This window comes from Rhodococcus sp. YH1, from assembly GCF_009939605.1.
Taxonomy (GTDB): Bacteria; Actinomycetota; Actinomycetes; order Mycobacteriales; family Mycobacteriaceae; genus Rhodococcus; species Rhodococcus aetherivorans.
The window spans coordinates 1-16,534 of sequence record NZ_WVTE01000034.1 but is presented as its reverse complement, the minus strand read 5'-3'; the positions used below and the strand labels follow the sequence as shown (position 1 = coordinate 16,534).

Sequence of the window (16,534 nt, the reverse complement as noted above, 5' to 3'; positions counted from 1 at the left end):
CCGCGGAGTCGGAACTGCGACTGCACCTGCTCAGCTCGCCGCGGCTGTTGTCGGCTGCCCGGACGAGCCTCGACACGTTCGGGTCGGGCCGGCCCACTCTGCACCGCGACGGCGAACGGATCCCGCTCTCCCAGCGCCACGCCGAGATCCTGCTGCTGCTCGCCGAACACCCCGAGGGCCTGAGCTCGGACCGGCTTGCGGTGCTGCTCGACGAGGCCGAGCTCGACTCCGTCACCATCCGTGCCGAGATGTCGCGCCTGCGAAAGGTTTTCGGACCCGAGGGGCTCGGCTCGCGCCCATACCGGCTCCTGGGCGAACTCGTCACCGACGTCGCGGAGGTCCGCGGCGCACTCGACCGCGGCGATGTGGCGACGGCGGTGCGTCTGTATGCCGGACCGGTGCTGCCCGGATCGGCCGCGCCCGGCATCGAGGAGATCCGGGACGAGCTGCGCGCCCGGGTGCAGGCCGCGCTGCTCCGGGCCGGCGACGCCCAGTTGCTCGCGCGGTGGACCGCGTCGGTGCACGGGCGCGACGACATCGCCGCGTGGGAGGCGTACCTGACCACCCTCGATCCGCATTCGACGCTGTTCGCCCAGGTCAAGGCCCGGATCGAGCTGCTGGACCGTCAGCTCGGGATCTGAGGTTCGGAGCTACGCAACGTAGTTGCAACCCACACGTTCGTAGTGTTCCGGATCACACGCCCCGCATGGGGGGTGCCAGACCATCCGAGGAGTGAACACCGATGACCGTGTACGCCCGTCCCGGCTCGCCCGACGCCCTGATGTCCTTCCAGTCCCGCTACGACAACTGGATCGGCGGCCAGTGGGTACCGCCTGTGAAGGGTCAGTACTTCGAGAACGTCACCCCGGTCACCGGTCAGCCGTTCACCGAGGTGGCCCGGTCCACCGAGGAAGACATCGAGCTGGCCCTCGACGCCGCCCACGCCGCCGCGCCGGCCTGGGGCAAGACGTCCGTCGCCGAGCGTTCCATCCTGCTCAACAAGATCGCCGACCGCCTCGAGGAGAACCTCGAGTCGATCGCCCTCGCCGAGACCTGGGACAACGGCAAGCCGATCCGCGAGACCCTCAACGCCGACATCCCGCTGGCGATCGACCACTTCCGCTACTTCGCGGGCGCGATCCGGGCGCAGGAGGGCTCGATCTCCGAGATCGACGCCGAGACCGTGGCCTACCACTTCCACGAGCCGCTCGGCGTCGTCGGCCAGATCATCCCGTGGAACTTCCCGATCCTGATGGCCGTGTGGAAGCTCGCCCCCGCCCTGGCCGCCGGCAACGCCGTCGTCCTCAAGCCGGCCGAGCAGACGCCCGCCTCGATCCTGTACCTGATCTCCGTCATCGGCGACCTGCTGCCCCCGGGCGTGGTGAACATCGTCAACGGCTTCGGCGTCGAGGCCGGCAAGCCGCTGGCCTCGAGCCCGCGCATCCGCAAGATCGCGTTCACCGGCGAGACCACCACCGGCCGCCTGATCATGCAGTACGCCTCGCAGAACCTGATCCCGGTCACCCTCGAGCTCGGCGGCAAGAGCCCGAACATCTTCTTCTCCGACGTGCTCTCGGTCAACGACGACTACCAGGACAAGGCGCTCGAGGGCTTCACGATGTTCGCCCTCAACCAGGGCGAGGTGTGCACCTGCCCGTCGCGCGCCCTGGTCCAGCAGGACATCTTCGACGACTTCCTGTCGCTGGCCGCGGTGCGCACGAAGGCCGTGCGCCAGGGCGACCCGCTCGACACCGATACGATGATCGGTGCCCAGGCGTCGAACGATCAGCTCGAGAAGATCCTGTCCTACATCGAGATCGGCAAGAGCGAAGGCGCGCAGGTGATCACCGGCGGCGAGCGCGCCGACCTCGGCGGCGATCTGTCCGGCGGCTTCTACGTCCAGCCGACGGTGTTCAGCGGCCACAACAAGATGCGCATCTTCCAGGAGGAGATCTTCGGACCGGTGGTCTCCGTGACGTCCTTCCAGGACTTCGACGACGCCATCTCCATCGCCAACGACACCCTCTACGGCCTCGGAGCCGGCGTCTGGTCCCGCGACGGCGGGGTCGCCTACCGGGCCGGCCGCGCCATCCAGGCCGGCCGGGTGTGGACCAACACCTACCACCAGTACCCGGCGCACGCGGCGTTCGGTGGCTACAAGCAGTCCGGCATCGGCCGCGAGAACCACCACATGATGCTCGACCACTACCAGCAGACGAAGAACCTCCTGGTGTCCTACGCGCCGAAGGCCCAGGGCTTCTTCTGATCCGAAGACCCGGCGCCTGTCACGTCATCCCCCTGCGACGTGGCAGGCGCCGTTCCCATTCCGCCCTGCCCCGAGTCGAGCGAATGTATCGCCCACTCGATCAGTCGAGGTGAGCGATACATTCGCTCGGGGGAGGCGCAAGCCGACAACCGGAAGGCACCCCATGTCCGTCCCGCTCCGCCTCGTCGCCACCGCCGACGCGGTTGCTCTCCTGCGCCGTCTCGCCGAGCGGCACGGGCCGCTGATGATGCACCAGTCCGGCGGCTGCTGCGACGGGTCGGCGCCGATGTGCTACCCGGACGGCGACTTCGTCGTCGGCGACCTGGACGTGCTGCTGGGGGTGCTGGACCTGCGGCTGCAGGTGGGGACGACGGCCGGTGACCTGCCCGCGGGCGCCGACGCCGTCCCGGTGTGGATCTCCGGGTCCCAGTTCGAGGCGTGGAAGCACACGCAGCTCGTTCTCGACGTGGTGCCCGGCCGCGGCTCCGGGTTCAGCCTGGAATCGCCCGAGGGGCTGCGCTTCCTCAGCCGCGGCCGCGCCTTCACCGCCGACGAGAACGACGCCCTCGCCCGCGACACACCCCTGCTCGGCAAGCGGTGGGCCGCCGGCGCCCGTCCGGAGCCGGCCGCCGAGCCGACCGTCGTGGCCGAGGCCGCCGACGCGTGCCCGGTGCCGACGCCCCGGGGCGCCTCCTCGTAACACTTCCGTGACCGCGTACTGACGCGGTGTGTACCTACCGCTCGTACCGTGAGTACGCGCGGTGTCCTCGACGTGCCCGCTCGACACGTCGCCATCCTCCGTCGAGAAGAGAGATCATGTCGTTGACCGACCCGCCCAGGACCGGGGCCGAGACCCCGGCCCACCACGACGGCGCGGACTTCCACGCCGAGAGTCGTGCGTATCTCGAAAAGCGCACTCTGAGAAAGGGTTCGGCGGGCTGGGTGCTGCTCGCGGGCCTCGGCGTCAGCTACGTGATCTCCGGTGACTACGCCGGCTGGAACAACGGCCTGGCCGAGGGCGGATTCGGTGGTCTGCTCGTCGCCTCGGTGGTCATCGCGGCCATGTACTTCGCGATGGTGCTCGGCATGGCCGAGCTGTCCTCCGCGCTGCCCGCCGCCGGCGGCGGCTACACCTTCGCGCGCCGCGCCCTCGGACCGTGGGGTGGATTCGCCACCGGCACAGCAATTCTCATCGAGTACTCGATCGCCCCGGCCGCGATCGCCACGTTCATCGGCGGGTACGTCGAGTCGCTGAACCTGTTCGGCATCACCGACGGATGGTGGATCTATCTCGCCGTGTACGCGGTGTTCATCGGCATCCACCTCACCGGCGCCGGCGAAGCGCTCAAGGCGATGTTCGTGATCACGGCGATCGCTCTCGTCGGGCTCGTGGTGTTCGCCGTCTCCGCCGTCGGGCTGTTCGACACCGCGAACCTGACCGACATCGCCGTCGACGAGACCGCCGCCGGAGCGTCGTCGTTCCTTCCCTTCGGCCTGTTCGGCATCTGGGCGGCCGTGCCGTTCGCGATCTGGTTCTTCCTCGCCGTCGAGGGTGTGCCCCTGGCCGCCGAGGAGGCGACCGAGCCGGAGAAGAACGTGCCCAAGGGCATCATCGTGTCCATGCTGGTGCTGCTCGTCACCGGTGCGACCGTGCTGTTCCTGGCCACCGGCGCGCTCGGCGCCGACGCCCTGTCCACATCCGGTAACCCGCTCGTCGAGGCCCTCGGCGACACCGGCGCAGCGAAGGTGGTCAACTACATCGGGCTCGCCGGCCTGATCGCGAGCTTCTTCTCGATCATGTACGCGTACTCGCGGCAGACGTTCGCGCTCTCCCGCGCCGGGTACCTCCCCACGAGCCTGTCGCTGACCAACAAGCGCAAGGCGCCCATGCTGGCGCTGATCGTCCCCGGCGTGATCGGGTTCGCGCTCTCGCTCACCGGCGAGGGAGCGATGCTGCTCAACATGGCCGTCTTCGGCGCCGCGGTGAGCTATGTGCTGATGATGGTCAGCCACATCGTGCTGCGCCGGCGCGAACCGCACATGCCGCGGCCCTACCGCACCCCCGGCGGCGTCGTCACCACCTCCTTCGCGCTGGTCGTGGCCGCGGCCGCCGTCGTGGCCACCTTCCTGGTCGATCCCGTCGCCGCCCTGTGGACCCTCGGTGCCTTCGCCGCGTTCATGGCCTACTTCGGGCTCTACAGCCGGCACCGGCTGGTGGCGAACTCGCCCGACGAGGAGTTCGCCGCGCTCGCCGAGGCGGAGGCCGAGCTGAAGTGAGCGTCTACACCCAGCATCTCGCCGGCACCACCTACACCTTCGACGGCCTCGTCGACCTGCTCGCCAAGGCCACCCCGCGCCGCTCCGGCGACGAACTCGCCGGCTGCGCGGCCGAATCCGACGCCGAGCGTGCGGCCGCGCAGTGGGTCCTCGCCGACATACCGCTCGACGTGTTCCTCGCCGAGCCGGTGGTGCCGTACGAGACCGACGAGGTCACCCGGCTGATCCTCGACGATCACGACCGCGACGCCTACCGGTCCGTGCAGCACCTGACGGTCGGGGGACTGCGCGACCTGCTTCTCGACACCGTCACGAAAACCGATGCGGCCGCGGCGTTCGCCGCCATGTCGCCCGGCCTGACCCCCGAGATGGTCGCCGCCGTCAGCAAGCTCATGCGCAACCAGGACCTGATCGCGGTGGCCCGCGCGATCGAGGTCACCTCGGCGTTCCGCACCACCGTCGGACTGCCCGGCCGGCTCGGCACCCGGCTGCAGCCCAACCACCCCACCGACGATCCACGCGGCATCGCCGCCGCGACCCTCGACGGGCTGCTGATGGGCTGCGGCGACGCCGTCATCGGCATCAACCCGGCCACGGACTCGCCACAGGCCACCGCCGACCTGCTGCACCTGCTCGACGAGATGCGGCTGCGCTTCGACATCCCGGTGCAGTCCTGCGTCCTGTCCCACGTGACGACCACGCTCGGCCTCATCGAGGCCGGTGCCCCGGTGGACCTGGTGTTCCAGTCCATTGCCGGCACCGAGGGGGCGAACGCCGGCTTCGGCGTGAACCTGGCTCTGCTGCGGGAGGCGAACGAGGCCGGTCGCGCTCTGGGGCGCGGCACCGTCGGCGACAACGTCATGTACCTCGAGACGGGGCAGGGCTCGGCGCTGTCGGCCGGCGCGCACCTCGGCACGGGCGGACGCCCCGTCGACCAGCAGACCCTCGAGACCCGCGCGTACGCCGTCGCCCGGGCGCTCGACCCGCTGCTGATCAACACGGTGGTCGGGTTCATCGGCCCCGAATATCTCTACGACGGCAAGCAGATCGTCCGGGCCGGCCTCGAGGACCACTTCTGCGGCAAGCTGCTGGGCCTGCCGATGGGCGTGGACGTCTGCTACACCAACCACGCCGAGGCCGACCAGGACGACATGGACACCCTCCTGACCCTGCTCGGGGTGGCCGGCGCCGCGTTCGTCATCGCGGTGCCCGGAGCCGACGACGTCATGCTCGGCTACCAGAGCCTGTCGTTCCACGACGCGCTGTACGTGCGTCGCGCGCTGGGCCTGCGCGCCGCCCCCGAGTTCGAGCGATGGCTCTCCGGTCTCGGCATGGTGGACGGAGCCGGGCACATCCTGCCGGTGGACGCGGCGGCCTCCCCGCTGCGCGCCCTCGCGGGAGGTGCGGCGTGAGCGGGTCCGTCGACCGTGACTTCTGGGCACCGCTGCGGTCGGCGACCCAGGCCCGCATCGGGCTCGGCCGGGCCGGCGACGGCCTCCCGACCGCTCGGGTGCTCGAGTTCCGGGCCGCGCACGCCGCGGCCCGCGACGCGGTGCACCAGCCCCTCGACGTGCCGGCGCTGGCCACCGACGTCGAACGCCTCGGACTCGGCGCGCCGATCGTCGTCACCAGCCGGGTGAGCGATCGCGGCGAGTACCTGCGCCGCCCGGACCTGGGCCGCCTGCCCGAGGATCTGTCCGCGGTCCCCGGCACCGGCGCCGACGTCGGGGTGGTCCTCGCCGACGGGCTCTCGCCGCGAGCCCTGGCCGAGCACGGCGTCGCCCTGCTCGAGGCCGTCGTGGCGGCCCTGCCGCGGCACCTGTCCGTGGCACCGCCGGTGATCGCGACGTCGGCACGGGTGGCGCTGGGCGACCACATCGGCGCCGCCCTGGGGGTGCGCACGCTGCTGGTGCTGATCGGGGAGCGGCCCGGGTTGTCGGTCGCCGACAGCCTCGGGGTGTACCTGACCCACGAGCCGAGGCCCGGTCGGGCCGACGCCGAGCGGAACTGCGTGTCCAACATCCACCCCCCGGAGGGGCTCGGGTACGCCGCGGCCGCGCGTGTCGTCGCGGGGCTGGTCGACGGGGCGCGCCGGCTCGGGCGTTCCGGTGTGGACCTGAAGGACACGACGCGGGCGGACCGGCTCGATTCCGCGACGGTGGGGGAGTTGTAGAGGCGAGAGTGTGACGTACCCGCGTGGGCGGTTGACATCGCGACCGGAAGCGCCAAATCATGTACTCCGCCCGACCGGGTGACACGTACCGCCCGCGACCGGGCGACGAGGAGAAGACACGATGGCGTTCGCTGGCAATGTCGACGAGCTGGCTCTGCTGCAGACGGTGCGGTTGAAGGAGACCGTCACCGCCGAGATGATCGCGGCGCATCTGGGGGTGTCGGTCGCGTCCGGGCGGGCGGCGTACGACGCGCTGGTCACGCAGGGCAAGGCGAAGGAGACCGGCAACGGCATCTCCCTGACCGACGCAGGGGTCGCGGAACTGACCGATCAGCTCGACGCGGAGCGCGTCTCGATCGACGAGGATTCTCTCGCGGAGCTGTTCGAGCAGTTCGGCCCGCTCGACGAAGAGCTCTCCGCGCTGCTCGCCGACCCGGAATCCGCCAACTTCCTCGACGAACTGATCGAGCTGGATCGCAAGGCGCAGAACCTCTTCGACGACGTGTCGGCGTTCGTTCCGCGCCTGTCGCGGTATCAGGACCTGTTCGCCGAGGCGCTCGGGAAGATCAAGTCCGGCGCGCTGGCGTGGGCGACGGCGCCGAACATCGACTCGTACGCGACTGTGTGGAGCGAGATGCGCGCCGAACTCACCGGCGCCGCCGGTCGCTGACCGGCGCCGCCGGTCACCGGAACGCAGCGACGAAGCGCCGCTGCCACGGCGTCTCCACCGCTCGGTGCGAATAGTGTTCGCGCACATAGGCGACGGCCTCGCCGGGCGGTACGCCGTCGAGGATCGCGAGGCAGGCCAGGGCGGTGCCCGTGCGCCCCCGGCCACCGCCGCAGGCGACCTCGACGCGTTCGGTCGCGCACCGCTGCCACGCCTCGTGCAGTATCCGGCGGGCAGCGCCGGGGTCGGTGGGGAGGCGGAAGTCGGGCCACCGGATCCACCGGGCGTCCCACGGGACCGCCGGCGGCGTCCGGCCCGCGAGGTACACCCCGAGGGCGGGCAGCGGTCCGGCCGGAAGGGGACGTCGGACGCCACGGCCCCGGACGTACCGGCCCGACGGTAGTGCCAGGATCCCCGGGGCGTGCGGGTCCCAGGTCGTCGTCGCCATGAACGGAGCGTAGACGGCGCGAAAGTTGTTCGGCCACCGGGTGTCCCGGAATCCGAGCGGACGACCGCGCGTGGTGCGGGGTGGACGCCCCGCGACGATCAAGTCCTTCGTTCGGCAAACTACGTGATCCGGCTCACAGCCACCCCCCTTTCGGGGGTAGTGGGGGAGTGAGACGGATCACTACCTTTCCTTCCATCGCGCGGCGCAGGGCCGCCGCGGCTCGGACGGAAATACGGAGGACAGACGTGACCACAGTGTCGACACCGGGGGCCGAACCCCCCGTGGTACCGGCGGGACAGAAGCCCGCCGCGCCGACCGCCCCCGCCCCGGGCGGACCCGGCATCCGACGCGTCGCCATCGCCAGCTGCATCGGCACCACCATCGAGTTCTACGACTTCTTCATCTACGGAACCGCCGCAGCCCTGGTCTTTCCGACGGTGTTCTTCCCGGCTCTCGGCGCCACCGCCGGCACGGTCGCCTCGTTCGCGACCTTCGCCGTCGCGTTCATCGCCCGCCCGGTCGGCGCCATGCTGTTCGGGCACTTCGGCGACCGCATCGGCCGCAAGAAGACCCTCGTCTCCACGCTGCTGCTGATGGGCATCTCGACCCTGCTCATCGGGCTGCTGCCGGGCGCCGAGACGATCGGCGTCGCCGCCCCGATCATCCTCGTGCTGCTGCGATTCGCGCAGGGCTTCGCCGTCGGCGGGGAATGGGCCGGCGCGACGCTGCTCACCGCCGAGTACGCGCCACCGGGCAAACGCGGCCTGTACGCGATGTTCCCGCAGCTCGGCCCCGCCATCGCCTTCGCCCTGTCGAGCGCCACCTTCCTGTTCACCGGCCTGGCCCTCGGCGACACCAACGAGGCCTTCCTCAACTACGGCTGGCGAATCCCGTTCCTGTTCAGCATCGTTCTCGTGGCCATCGGTCTCTACATGCGCCTCGCCATCGAGGAGACCCCCGTGTTCCGGGCCGAGAGCGAGGCCCGCGCCGCCGCCCCGGCCGAGAAGCGCACCCTGCCGTTCCTCGACGCCCTGCGCTACCAGACCAAGGAGATCCTCCTCTCGGCCGGCGCACTGGCGATCATGTTCGCCTTCTTCTACATGGGCACCGCGTACCTGACCAGCTACGCGACCAAGACCCTCGGCTTCTCCCGGCCGTTCGTCCTCACCGTCGGCATCGCCGCCTCGTTCGTCTTCGGCGCCGCGATCGTGCTCTCCGCCCTCTACTCCGACCGGGTCGGCCGCCGGCGCGTCATCATGATCTCCTGCGGCTTCTCCGTCGTGTGGGCGCTGGCGCTGTTCCCGCTGCTCGACACCGGCTCGCCGGTCGCGTTCGTCGTCGGCATGATGGTCACCCTGGCCATCTTCGGCATCGCCTACGGACCGTGCGGCGCGCTGCTGCCGGAGATGTTCCACACCCGGTACCGGTACACCGGCGCCGGACTCGGCTACAACCTCGCCGGTGTCCTGGGTGGCGCGATTCCGCCCATGCTGGCCGCGCCCCTCGCGGCGTCCTACGGCGGCATCGCCATCGGCATCATGCTCTCCGTGCTCGGCGTGCTGAGCTTCGTGTGCACCAAGGCTCTCGTCGAGACCCGCGACCGAGCGCTCTGATCCCACCGGCGCCCTCCCCGACACCCCGGGGAGGGCGCCTCGTGCTGCCACCGCACCGCCAACTGTCCAGAATCCGAACACCTGCGGCGCCGGATCGGCGAGCATGGTGGACGAGTCCACGAGATCCCCTCGCTCGCCCCGGGCCGCGCACACTGCAGGAGCACCCATGACCGGTTTCGCCACACCCGAACTGCCCAGCTACACCTCGGGGGCGTGGAACACCCCGCTGCTGGGGGACACGATCGGCGACAACTTCGACCGCACCGTCGCCCGGCACGGCGAGCGGGACGCGCTCGTCGACCGCGCCGCCGGCCGGCGCTGGACCTACACCGAACTCGCCGCGGAGGTCGACGCCCTCGCGCTCGGTCTGCTGCGCGCCGGCATCGGCAAGGGCGACCGGGTGGGCATCTGGGCGCCGAACCGGGCGGAGTGGGTGTTCGTCCAGTACGCCACCGCGAAGATCGGCGCGATCCTGGTCAACATCAACCCCGCCTACCGCTCGCACGAACTGCAGTACGTGCTCACCCAGGCCGGGATCCGGATGCTGATCTCCGCGCCGAGTTTCAAGACGTCCGACTACGCCGCAATGATCTCCGAGGTGCGCGGCGACTGCCCGGACCTCGAGCAGGTGGTGCTGCTCGGATACCCCGAATGGAACGAACTCGCCGAGTCCGGACGCGCCGCACTCGCCGACGACCGCACCCGGCTCGACGCCGCCCAGCGTGACCTGTCGGCCGACGATCCGATCAACATCCAGTACACGTCCGGCACCACCGGATTCCCCAAGGGCGCCACCCTCAGCCACCACAACATCCTCAACAACGGATTCTTCGTCGGCGAGCTGTGCCACTACACCGAGAACGACAAGGTGTGCATCCCGGTGCCCTTCTACCACTGCTTCGGCATGGTCATGGGCAACCTGGCCTGCACCAGCCACGGCGCGACGATGGTCATCCCGGGACCCGCCTTCGACCCGGCCCAGACCCTGGCCGCCGTCGCCGAGGAGCGCTGCACCTCCCTGTACGGGGTGCCGACGATGTTCATCGCCGAACTCGCCGACCCCTCCTTCGAGACCCACGACCTGTCGAGCCTGCGGACCGGCATCATGGCCGGCTCCCCGTGCCCGGTCGAGGTGATGAAGCAGGTCATCGAGCGGATGGGCATGACCGAGGTCTCCATCTGCTACGGCATGACCGAGACCTCGCCGGTGTCCCTGCAGACCCGCAGCGACGACACCATCGACCAGCGCGTGTCCACCGTCGGCCGCGTCGGCCCGCACCTCGAGGTCAAGATCGTCGACCCGGCCACGGGCCTGACCGTCCCGCGTGGTGAACCGGGCGAGCTGTGCACCCGCGGCTACTCGGTGATGCTCGGCTACTGGAACCAGCCCGACAAGACCGCCGAGGCCATCGACAAGGCCCGGTGGATGCACACCGGCGACATCGGCGTCATGGACGCCGACGGGTACGTCTCGGTCACCGGCCGCATCAAGGACATGGTCATCCGTGGTGGCGAGAACATCTACCCGCGGGAGATCGAGGAGTTCCTCTACACCCACCCGGACATTCTCGACGCGCAGGTCGTCGGCGTGCCCGACGAGAAGTACGGGGAGGAGCTCATGGTGTGGATCCGGATGCGGGAGGGGGCGGCGCCGCTCGACGCGCAGTCGCTGCGCGAGTACTGCACGGGCAAGCTCGCGCACTACAAGATCCCCCGCTACGTGCACATCGTCGACGAGTTTCCGATGACGGTCACCGGCAAGATCCGCAAGGTCGAGATGCGGGAGCTGTCCACGGCCCTGCTCGGGGAGGCCGAGCGGGGGTGAACGGTCTGCGGCCGGAGATCGCGCTGTCCTGGAAACGCTCGCAGTTGAGCGGGATCGACCCGGGACGGCTCCCCGAGCCGACCCTGCTGGGCCCCTCGGACGCGGCCGGGCGGCTGCTCGACGCCGCCCGGCCGGTGCTCGACGAGCTGCGCACGCAGCTCGCCGGCACGGGCTGCTGCATCCTCCTCGTGGACCGGGACTGCCGGATCGTGGCCCGGCTGTTCGACGCGGCACCCATGCAGCGCGCCATGGAGGAGATCGGCGTGGTCCCCGGCGCGACCCTGAGCGAGGACACCTACGGCACCAACGCTCTCGGCACCCCGTTCGAGGTGCGGCAGAGCCTCGTGGTGCACGGCGAGGAGCACTACCTCGAGTCCCTCAAGGACTTCAGCTGCTACGGGCACCCCCTCGTGCATCCCGTCACCCGCCGCATCGAAGGCATCCTCGACATCACCGCCGCCGGCAAGATCGCCAATCCGCTGTTCGTGCCGTTCCTCGCCCGCGCGGCCCGCGACATCGAGGCGCGGTTGCTCGAGGGGGCCCGCGAATCGGACCGGCGGGTGGTCGATGCGTTCCAGCGGGCCGCGCAGCAGCGCGGCGTCGCGGTCGCGGCCATGGGTGAGGACATCATGCTCACCAACAAGGCCGCCGTGGAACTGCTCGTGCCCGCCGACCACGCGGCGCTGCGCGCGATCGCGGTCGACCTGCCGGCGGGGGAGTCCCGCACGATGGACTTCGCGCTGTCCGCCGGCGGGCGCACCCGGTTGCGGATCGACCGCATCCCGGGCATCGGCAGCGGGGCGCTGTTCCTGCTCGACGCCGCCGCCGCGCGGGAACCCGTGCCCCGCAGCGACGTCGCGCAGGACGCGACGACGCGGCTGCGGCAGCGGCTCGGACGGCTGCGCGAGCGCACCGGTGGCGTGGCGATCCTCGGCGAGCCCGGGAGTGGACGGACCTGGGCCGCAAGGGAACTCGTACGTGACACCGTCACCTTCCTCGACGCCGCCCGGATCGTCGGCGAGGGCGAACACGAGTGGGCGGCCGGGCTGCTGTCGGTCGCCGCTGCGGCGGACGGCGGCGTCGTGGTCGTCGAACACGTGCACCTGGCGCCGGATCCGGTGCTGGCGCTGCTCTCGTCGATGCTCTCCGACCCGGCCGCGGCCCGCCTCGTGCTCACCGCGGACCCCCTGGACGACGTCCGCCCGACGGTGCGAGAACTGTTGGCGCGCTGCCCCGGTCAGGTCCGGGTGCCCGCGCTGCGGCAACGGATCCGGGAACTCGGCGACCTGGCCTCCGCGCTGGCCCGGGAACTCGACCGGCCGGACCTGCGCCTGGGCCCCAGTGCCCTGACGGCGCTGTCGGAACGCTCGTGGCCCGGCAACCTCGCCGAGCTGCGGGCGGTGCTGGCCGCCATCCCGGAGCGGGAGTCCCCGCTGCCGGTGCGGGTGGAGGATCTGCCGGTCGAGTACCGCGCGACGAGCCGGGTCTCGCGTCTGGGCGGGCGCGAGCGCGCCGAGCGGGAGGCCATCATCGAGGCGCTGCGCGAGAGCGGCGGCAACAAGGTGCACGCCGCGGCGCGGCTCGGCATCAGCCGCACCACCCTCTACAGCAGGATCCGCGCACTCGGCATCGCCGGCTGACCGTCGTATGCGCATGTGCGCACTGTCCAATCCTTGAACAGTTCCCGCGGGCCTGCCCGAAGCAGTATGACCCGTGTCACACTACTTCAGGAGGTTGGGCATGACAGCTGTTGCCGAGCACACCGTCGCTCCGCGGGTCCGGGAGTTTCTCTCCGGGACCAGGCAGCTCTACATCGGCGGCGAATGGGTCGACGCCGCCTCGGGCCGCGTCTTCGCGACCTACGATCCCGCGACCGGGGACAAGCTCACCGACGTCGCCCACGGCGCCGCCGAGGACGTCGACCGGGCCGTGCGGGCCGCCCGCAAGGCGTTCGACGAGGGCCCCTGGCCGACCATGAAGGCCGCCGAGCGCGAGCGCATGATCTGGCGGGTCGGTGATCTGCTCACCGAACGCGCCGAGGAGTTCGGCCAGCTCGAGGCCCTCGACAACGGCAAGTCCGCCGTGATCGCCGCGGCCGTGGACACGGCGTGGTCGGCGGACATCTTCCGCTACTACGCCGGGTGGGCCACCAAGATCGAGGGCAGCACGGTCAACGTCACGATGCCGTTCGTGCCCGGCGGTGAGTTCCACGCCTACACGCTGCGCGAGCCGGTGGGCGTGTGCGGGCTCATCGTGCCCTGGAACTTCCCGCTGCTGATGGCCGCGTTCAAGCTCGCGCCGGCCCTGGCCGCCGGCAACACGGTCATCCTCAAGCCCGCAGAGCAGACCCCGCTCACGGCGCTGCTGCTCGCCGAGATCTTCGAGGAGGCCGGCTTCCCGCCCGGCGTGGTGAACATCGTGCCCGGCTTCGGCGACGCCGGCGCCGCGCTCGCCGCCCACGACGACGTCGACAAGATCGCCTTCACCGGGTCCACCGAGGTGGGCAAGAAGGTCGTCGACGCCGCCAAGGGAAACCTGAAGAAGGTCTCTCTCGAACTCGGCGGCAAGAGCCCGAACATCGTCTTCGCCGACGCCGATTTCGACGCCGCCGTCGCCGGATCGCTCGATGCGTGGCTGTTCAACCACGGCCAGTGCTGCGTCGCCGGCACCCGGTTGTTCGTCGAGCGTCCCATCTTCGAGAAGTTCACCGAGGCCGTCGCGGAGGCGGCGAGCAAGGTGAAGATCGGCCCCGGTCTCGACCCGGCCACCCAGCTCGGCCCGCTGGTCTCCCAGGAGCAGCTGGACCGGGTCACCGGCTATCTGCGCCAGGGCCTGACCGACGGGGCACGCGCCCTCACCGGCGGAAAGCGCTGGGGCGACAAGGGCTTCTTCGTCGAACCGACCGTGCTGGTGGACGTGCAGCCCGACTTCAGCGTGGTGCGCGAGGAGATCTTCGGTCCCGTCGTCGCCGCCATGCCGTTCGACGCCGACGAGGGCATCACCGCCGCGGCCAACGACTCGATCTACGGGCTGGCCGCCGGCATCTGGACCCGGGACCTGTCGAAGGCGCACCGCACCGCGCGGCGGCTCAAGGCCGGTTCGGTGTGGATCAACCAGTACAACGGCTTCGACACCGCGATGCCGTTCGGCGGGTTCAAGCAGTCCGGGTGGGGACGCGAGCTCGGCGCGGGAGCGCTGGACCTCTACACCCAGACCAAGGCCGTGAACATCGCTCTCTGACCCCCGTCACCCGCCACCCTCAAGGAGAACAACGATGAAGACCAAAGCCGCAGTCCTGCTCGAGACCGGCAAGCCGTTCGAGATCATGGAACTCGACCTCGACGGCCCGGGCCCCGGCGAGGTGCTGATCAAGTACACCGCGGCGGGCCTGTGCCACTCGGACCTGCACCTGACCGACGGGGACCTGCCTCCGCGCTTCCCGATCGTCGGTGGCCACGAGGGCTCCGGCATCATCGAAGAGGTCGGCCCCGGCGTCACCAAGGTCAAGCCCGGTGACCACGTGGTGTGCAGCTTCATCCCGAACTGCGGCACCTGCCGGTACTGCTCGACGGGCCGGCAGAACCTGTGCGACATGGGCGCGACCATCCTCGAGGGCTGCATGCCGGACGGCTCGTTCCGGTTCCATTCCGGGAGCACCGACTTCGGCGCGATGTGCATGCTCGGCACGTTCGCCGAGCGCGCGACCATCTCGCAGCACTCGGTGGTCAAGGTCGACGACTGGCTCCCGCTCGAGACCGCCGTCCTCGTCGGCTGCGGTGTGCCGTCCGGCTGGGGCACCGCGGTGTACGCCGGGGACGTCCGCTCCGGCGACATCGTCGTGATCTACGGCATCGGCGGCCTCGGCATCAACGCCGTCCAGGGTGCCGTGCACGCGGGCGCCAAGTACGTCGTGGTCGTCGACCCGGTGGAGTTCAAGCGCGAGACCGCCCTGAAGTTCGGGGCCACGCACGCCTTCGCCAGTGCCGCCGAGGCGGCCGAGAAGGTCAACGAGCTGAGCTGGGGCCAGGGCGCCGACGCCGCCCTGATCCTCGTGGGCACCGTCGACGAGGAGGTCGTCTCGGCGGCGACCTCGATCGTCGGCAAGGGCGGCACCGTCGTCATCACCGGCCTGGCCAATCCGGAGAAGCTGACCGTGCACGTGTCCGGAACGGAACTGACCCTGTTCCAGAAGACCATCAAGGGCTCGCTGTTCGGTTCGGCGAACCCGCAGTACGACATCGTGCGGCTGCTGCGGCTCTACGATGCCGGCCAGCTGAAGCTCGACGAGCTGGTCACCCACCGCTACAGCCTGGAGGAGGTCAACCAGGGCTACCAGGACCTGCGGGACGGCAAGAACATCCGCGGCGTCATCGTCCACGACGCCTGATCGTGGGGTGCGCCTCGCCCGCCGGGCGGGGCGCACCTCCGGGACCGCGCAACTTTTTGCAGAAGATTCACCGGAATTCACCCGAAGTGCGCATATCCCGCGCACTCTGTGGGCATACGATCCCCACTGGTTGTCGATGGGTCGAGGAAGGGGCACCGTCATGAGCATCATCGGTACGATCGTTGCGGGAATCATCGTCGGAATCTTGGCGCGACTGGTAATCCCCGGAAAGCAGGCGATGGGATGGCTCATCACCGTCGTCATCGGGATCGTTGGTGCCCTTATCGGGTACTGGGTTTGGTACGGCCTTCTGGACAAGGGTGACACCGATAACGTCAATTGGATCCAGCTATTCATCAGCGTGGCGGCTGCGGTGGTCCTGACTCTGATCTACACCTCCATGACGAGGGACAAGGTCCGGTAACAGCGGCGAAACGAGACCCCGTCCGGAGATCCGGACGGGGTCTCCGTGCCTGTTCAGGTCCCGGAGTCCGTGGCGGTGCCCGGCCGATCGGCGCCGAGCGCGGCCAGGGTCATGCGCCGCAGGACCGCCCGGGTCGCCGCGGGAGAGGCCCGGTCGGCGCTGTGCGGCGTCGAGTTGATGAGCCCGAACGCCGCGTGGGCCATGGTCCGAGCGTCGGACTCCCCCAGGGCGGGGTCGAGCCGGCGCAGCACGCCCACCCACAGCTCGACGTACCGCCGCTGGGTCTGGCGCACCTCCCGGCGGGCGTCCTCCGGGAGGGACTGCAGCTCCCGGTCCTGGACGCGGATCAGGTCCGGCTCCCCGAGCGCGAAGTCGAGGTGGAAGTCCACGAGCCGGTCGAGTGCGCGCCGGGGCTCGTCGGTGTGGTCGATCACGTCGGTACCGCCCGCCAGCA

Annotated in this window: 13 protein-coding genes and 2 pseudogenes; 13 read left to right on the top strand and 2 right to left on the bottom strand. The window is 70.3% G+C overall.

Annotated elements, in window-relative coordinates; all coding sequences use genetic code 11:
* The 7 genes and pseudogenes from AIIKEEIJ_RS04005 to AIIKEEIJ_RS03975 form a co-directional block, all read left to right on the top strand.
* A pseudogene (locus AIIKEEIJ_RS04005) lies at positions 1-641 on the top strand (helix-turn-helix domain-containing protein); the annotation flags it as partial.
* Between the two features lie 101 nt (positions 642-742).
* Positions 743-2,266: an acetaldehyde dehydrogenase ExaC gene (gene exaC / locus AIIKEEIJ_RS04000; protein ID WP_006930896.1), complete on the top strand. Its 1,524-nt coding sequence runs from the start codon at positions 743-745 to the stop codon at positions 2,264-2,266.
* Between the two features lie 163 nt (positions 2,267-2,429).
* Positions 2,430-2,966, top strand: a complete 537-nt coding sequence (locus AIIKEEIJ_RS03995; RefSeq protein ID WP_102799905.1) for a DUF779 domain-containing protein — start codon at positions 2,430-2,432, stop codon at positions 2,964-2,966.
* Between the two features lie 116 nt (positions 2,967-3,082).
* On the top strand, positions 3,083-4,543 hold the full coding sequence (eat, locus tag AIIKEEIJ_RS03990; protein WP_029544952.1) for an ethanolamine permease: 1,461 nt from the start codon (positions 3,083-3,085) through the stop codon (positions 4,541-4,543).
* Positions 4,540-5,955, top strand: a complete 1,416-nt coding sequence (locus AIIKEEIJ_RS03985; protein WP_029544950.1) for an ethanolamine ammonia-lyase subunit EutB — start codon at positions 4,540-4,542, stop codon at positions 5,953-5,955. Before eat ends, AIIKEEIJ_RS03985 begins: the two co-directional genes overlap by 4 nt.
* Entirely contained in the window at positions 5,952-6,716 is a 765-nt protein-coding gene (gene eutC, locus AIIKEEIJ_RS03980; protein WP_029544948.1) for an ethanolamine ammonia-lyase subunit EutC, read from the top strand. Before AIIKEEIJ_RS03985 ends, eutC begins: the two co-directional genes overlap by 4 nt.
* A gap of 121 nt (positions 6,717-6,837) precedes the next feature.
* The gene (locus AIIKEEIJ_RS03975) at positions 6,838-7,386 is read left to right on the top strand and encodes a hypothetical protein (protein ID WP_006930889.1); all 549 of its coding nucleotides are present in this window, start codon (positions 6,838-6,840) and stop codon (positions 7,384-7,386) included.
* A 13-nt stretch (positions 7,387-7,399) separates the two neighbouring features.
* Here AIIKEEIJ_RS03975 and AIIKEEIJ_RS03970 read toward each other — a convergent pair whose 3' ends face one another.
* On the bottom strand, positions 7,400-7,831 hold the full coding sequence (locus AIIKEEIJ_RS03970; protein WP_050036401.1) for a protein-tyrosine phosphatase family protein: 432 nt from the start codon (positions 7,829-7,831) through the stop codon (positions 7,400-7,402).
* A gap of 245 nt (positions 7,832-8,076) precedes the next feature.
* On the opposite strand from AIIKEEIJ_RS03970, the gene AIIKEEIJ_RS03965 reads away from it, so the two are divergent.
* The 6 genes from AIIKEEIJ_RS03965 to AIIKEEIJ_RS03940 all read left to right on the top strand — a co-directional run bounded on the left by AIIKEEIJ_RS03965 (position 8,077) and on the right by AIIKEEIJ_RS03940 (position 16,080).
* On the top strand, positions 8,077-9,444 hold the full coding sequence (locus AIIKEEIJ_RS03965) for an MFS transporter (protein WP_373867436.1): 1,368 nt from the start codon (positions 8,077-8,079) through the stop codon (positions 9,442-9,444).
* 166 nt (positions 9,445-9,610) lie between these two features.
* Positions 9,611-11,269, top strand: coding sequence for an AMP-binding protein (locus AIIKEEIJ_RS03960; RefSeq protein ID WP_161994985.1), 1,659 nt, complete (start codon positions 9,611-9,613; stop codon positions 11,267-11,269).
* Positions 11,266-12,909: a sigma-54-dependent Fis family transcriptional regulator gene (locus AIIKEEIJ_RS03955; RefSeq protein WP_029544940.1), complete on the top strand. Its 1,644-nt coding sequence runs from the start codon at positions 11,266-11,268 to the stop codon at positions 12,907-12,909. Before AIIKEEIJ_RS03960 ends, AIIKEEIJ_RS03955 begins: the two co-directional genes overlap by 4 nt.
* Positions 12,910-13,009: 100 nt before the next feature.
* The gene (locus AIIKEEIJ_RS03950) at positions 13,010-14,509 is read left to right on the top strand and encodes an aldehyde dehydrogenase family protein (protein ID WP_006947089.1); all 1,500 of its coding nucleotides are present in this window, start codon (positions 13,010-13,012) and stop codon (positions 14,507-14,509) included.
* A gap of 34 nt (positions 14,510-14,543) precedes the next feature.
* Positions 14,544-15,656: an NDMA-dependent alcohol dehydrogenase gene (locus tag AIIKEEIJ_RS03945; RefSeq protein ID WP_054374119.1), complete on the top strand. Its 1,113-nt coding sequence runs from the start codon at positions 14,544-14,546 to the stop codon at positions 15,654-15,656.
* A 160-nt stretch (positions 15,657-15,816) separates the two neighbouring features.
* A complete protein-coding gene (locus AIIKEEIJ_RS03940; RefSeq protein WP_161994984.1) occupies positions 15,817-16,080 on the top strand; it encodes a GlsB/YeaQ/YmgE family stress response membrane protein in 264 nt (87 codons plus the stop codon).
* A 53-nt stretch (positions 16,081-16,133) separates the two neighbouring features.
* On the opposite strand, the pseudogene AIIKEEIJ_RS03935 reads toward AIIKEEIJ_RS03940, so the two are convergent.
* Positions 16,134-16,534: pseudogene (locus AIIKEEIJ_RS03935) on the bottom strand (TetR/AcrR family transcriptional regulator); the annotation flags it as partial.

What these genes read in the sequence shown, in the direction of transcription:
- exaC (WP_006930896.1), top strand. Translation starts at nt 743, where the DNA reads ATGACCGTGTACGCCCGTCCCGGCTCGCCCGACGCCCTGATGTCCTTC.
- AIIKEEIJ_RS03995 (WP_102799905.1), top strand. Translation starts at nt 2,430, where the DNA reads ATGTCCGTCCCGCTCCGCCTCGTCGCCACCGCCGACGCGGTTGCTCTC.
- eat (WP_029544952.1), top strand. Translation starts at nt 3,083, where the DNA reads ATGTCGTTGACCGACCCGCCCAGGACCGGGGCCGAGACCCCGGCCCAC.
- AIIKEEIJ_RS03975 (WP_006930889.1), top strand. Translation starts at nt 6,838, where the DNA reads ATGGCGTTCGCTGGCAATGTCGACGAGCTGGCTCTGCTGCAGACGGTG.
- AIIKEEIJ_RS03970 (WP_050036401.1), bottom strand. Translation starts at nt 7,831, where the DNA reads ATGGCGACGACGACCTGGGACCCGCACGCCCCGGGGATCCTGGCACTA.
- AIIKEEIJ_RS03960 (WP_161994985.1), top strand. Translation starts at nt 9,611, where the DNA reads ATGACCGGTTTCGCCACACCCGAACTGCCCAGCTACACCTCGGGGGCG.
- AIIKEEIJ_RS03950 (WP_006947089.1), top strand. Translation starts at nt 13,010, where the DNA reads ATGACAGCTGTTGCCGAGCACACCGTCGCTCCGCGGGTCCGGGAGTTT.
- AIIKEEIJ_RS03945 (WP_054374119.1), top strand. Translation starts at nt 14,544, where the DNA reads ATGAAGACCAAAGCCGCAGTCCTGCTCGAGACCGGCAAGCCGTTCGAG.
- AIIKEEIJ_RS03940 (WP_161994984.1), top strand. Translation starts at nt 15,817, where the DNA reads ATGAGCATCATCGGTACGATCGTTGCGGGAATCATCGTCGGAATCTTG.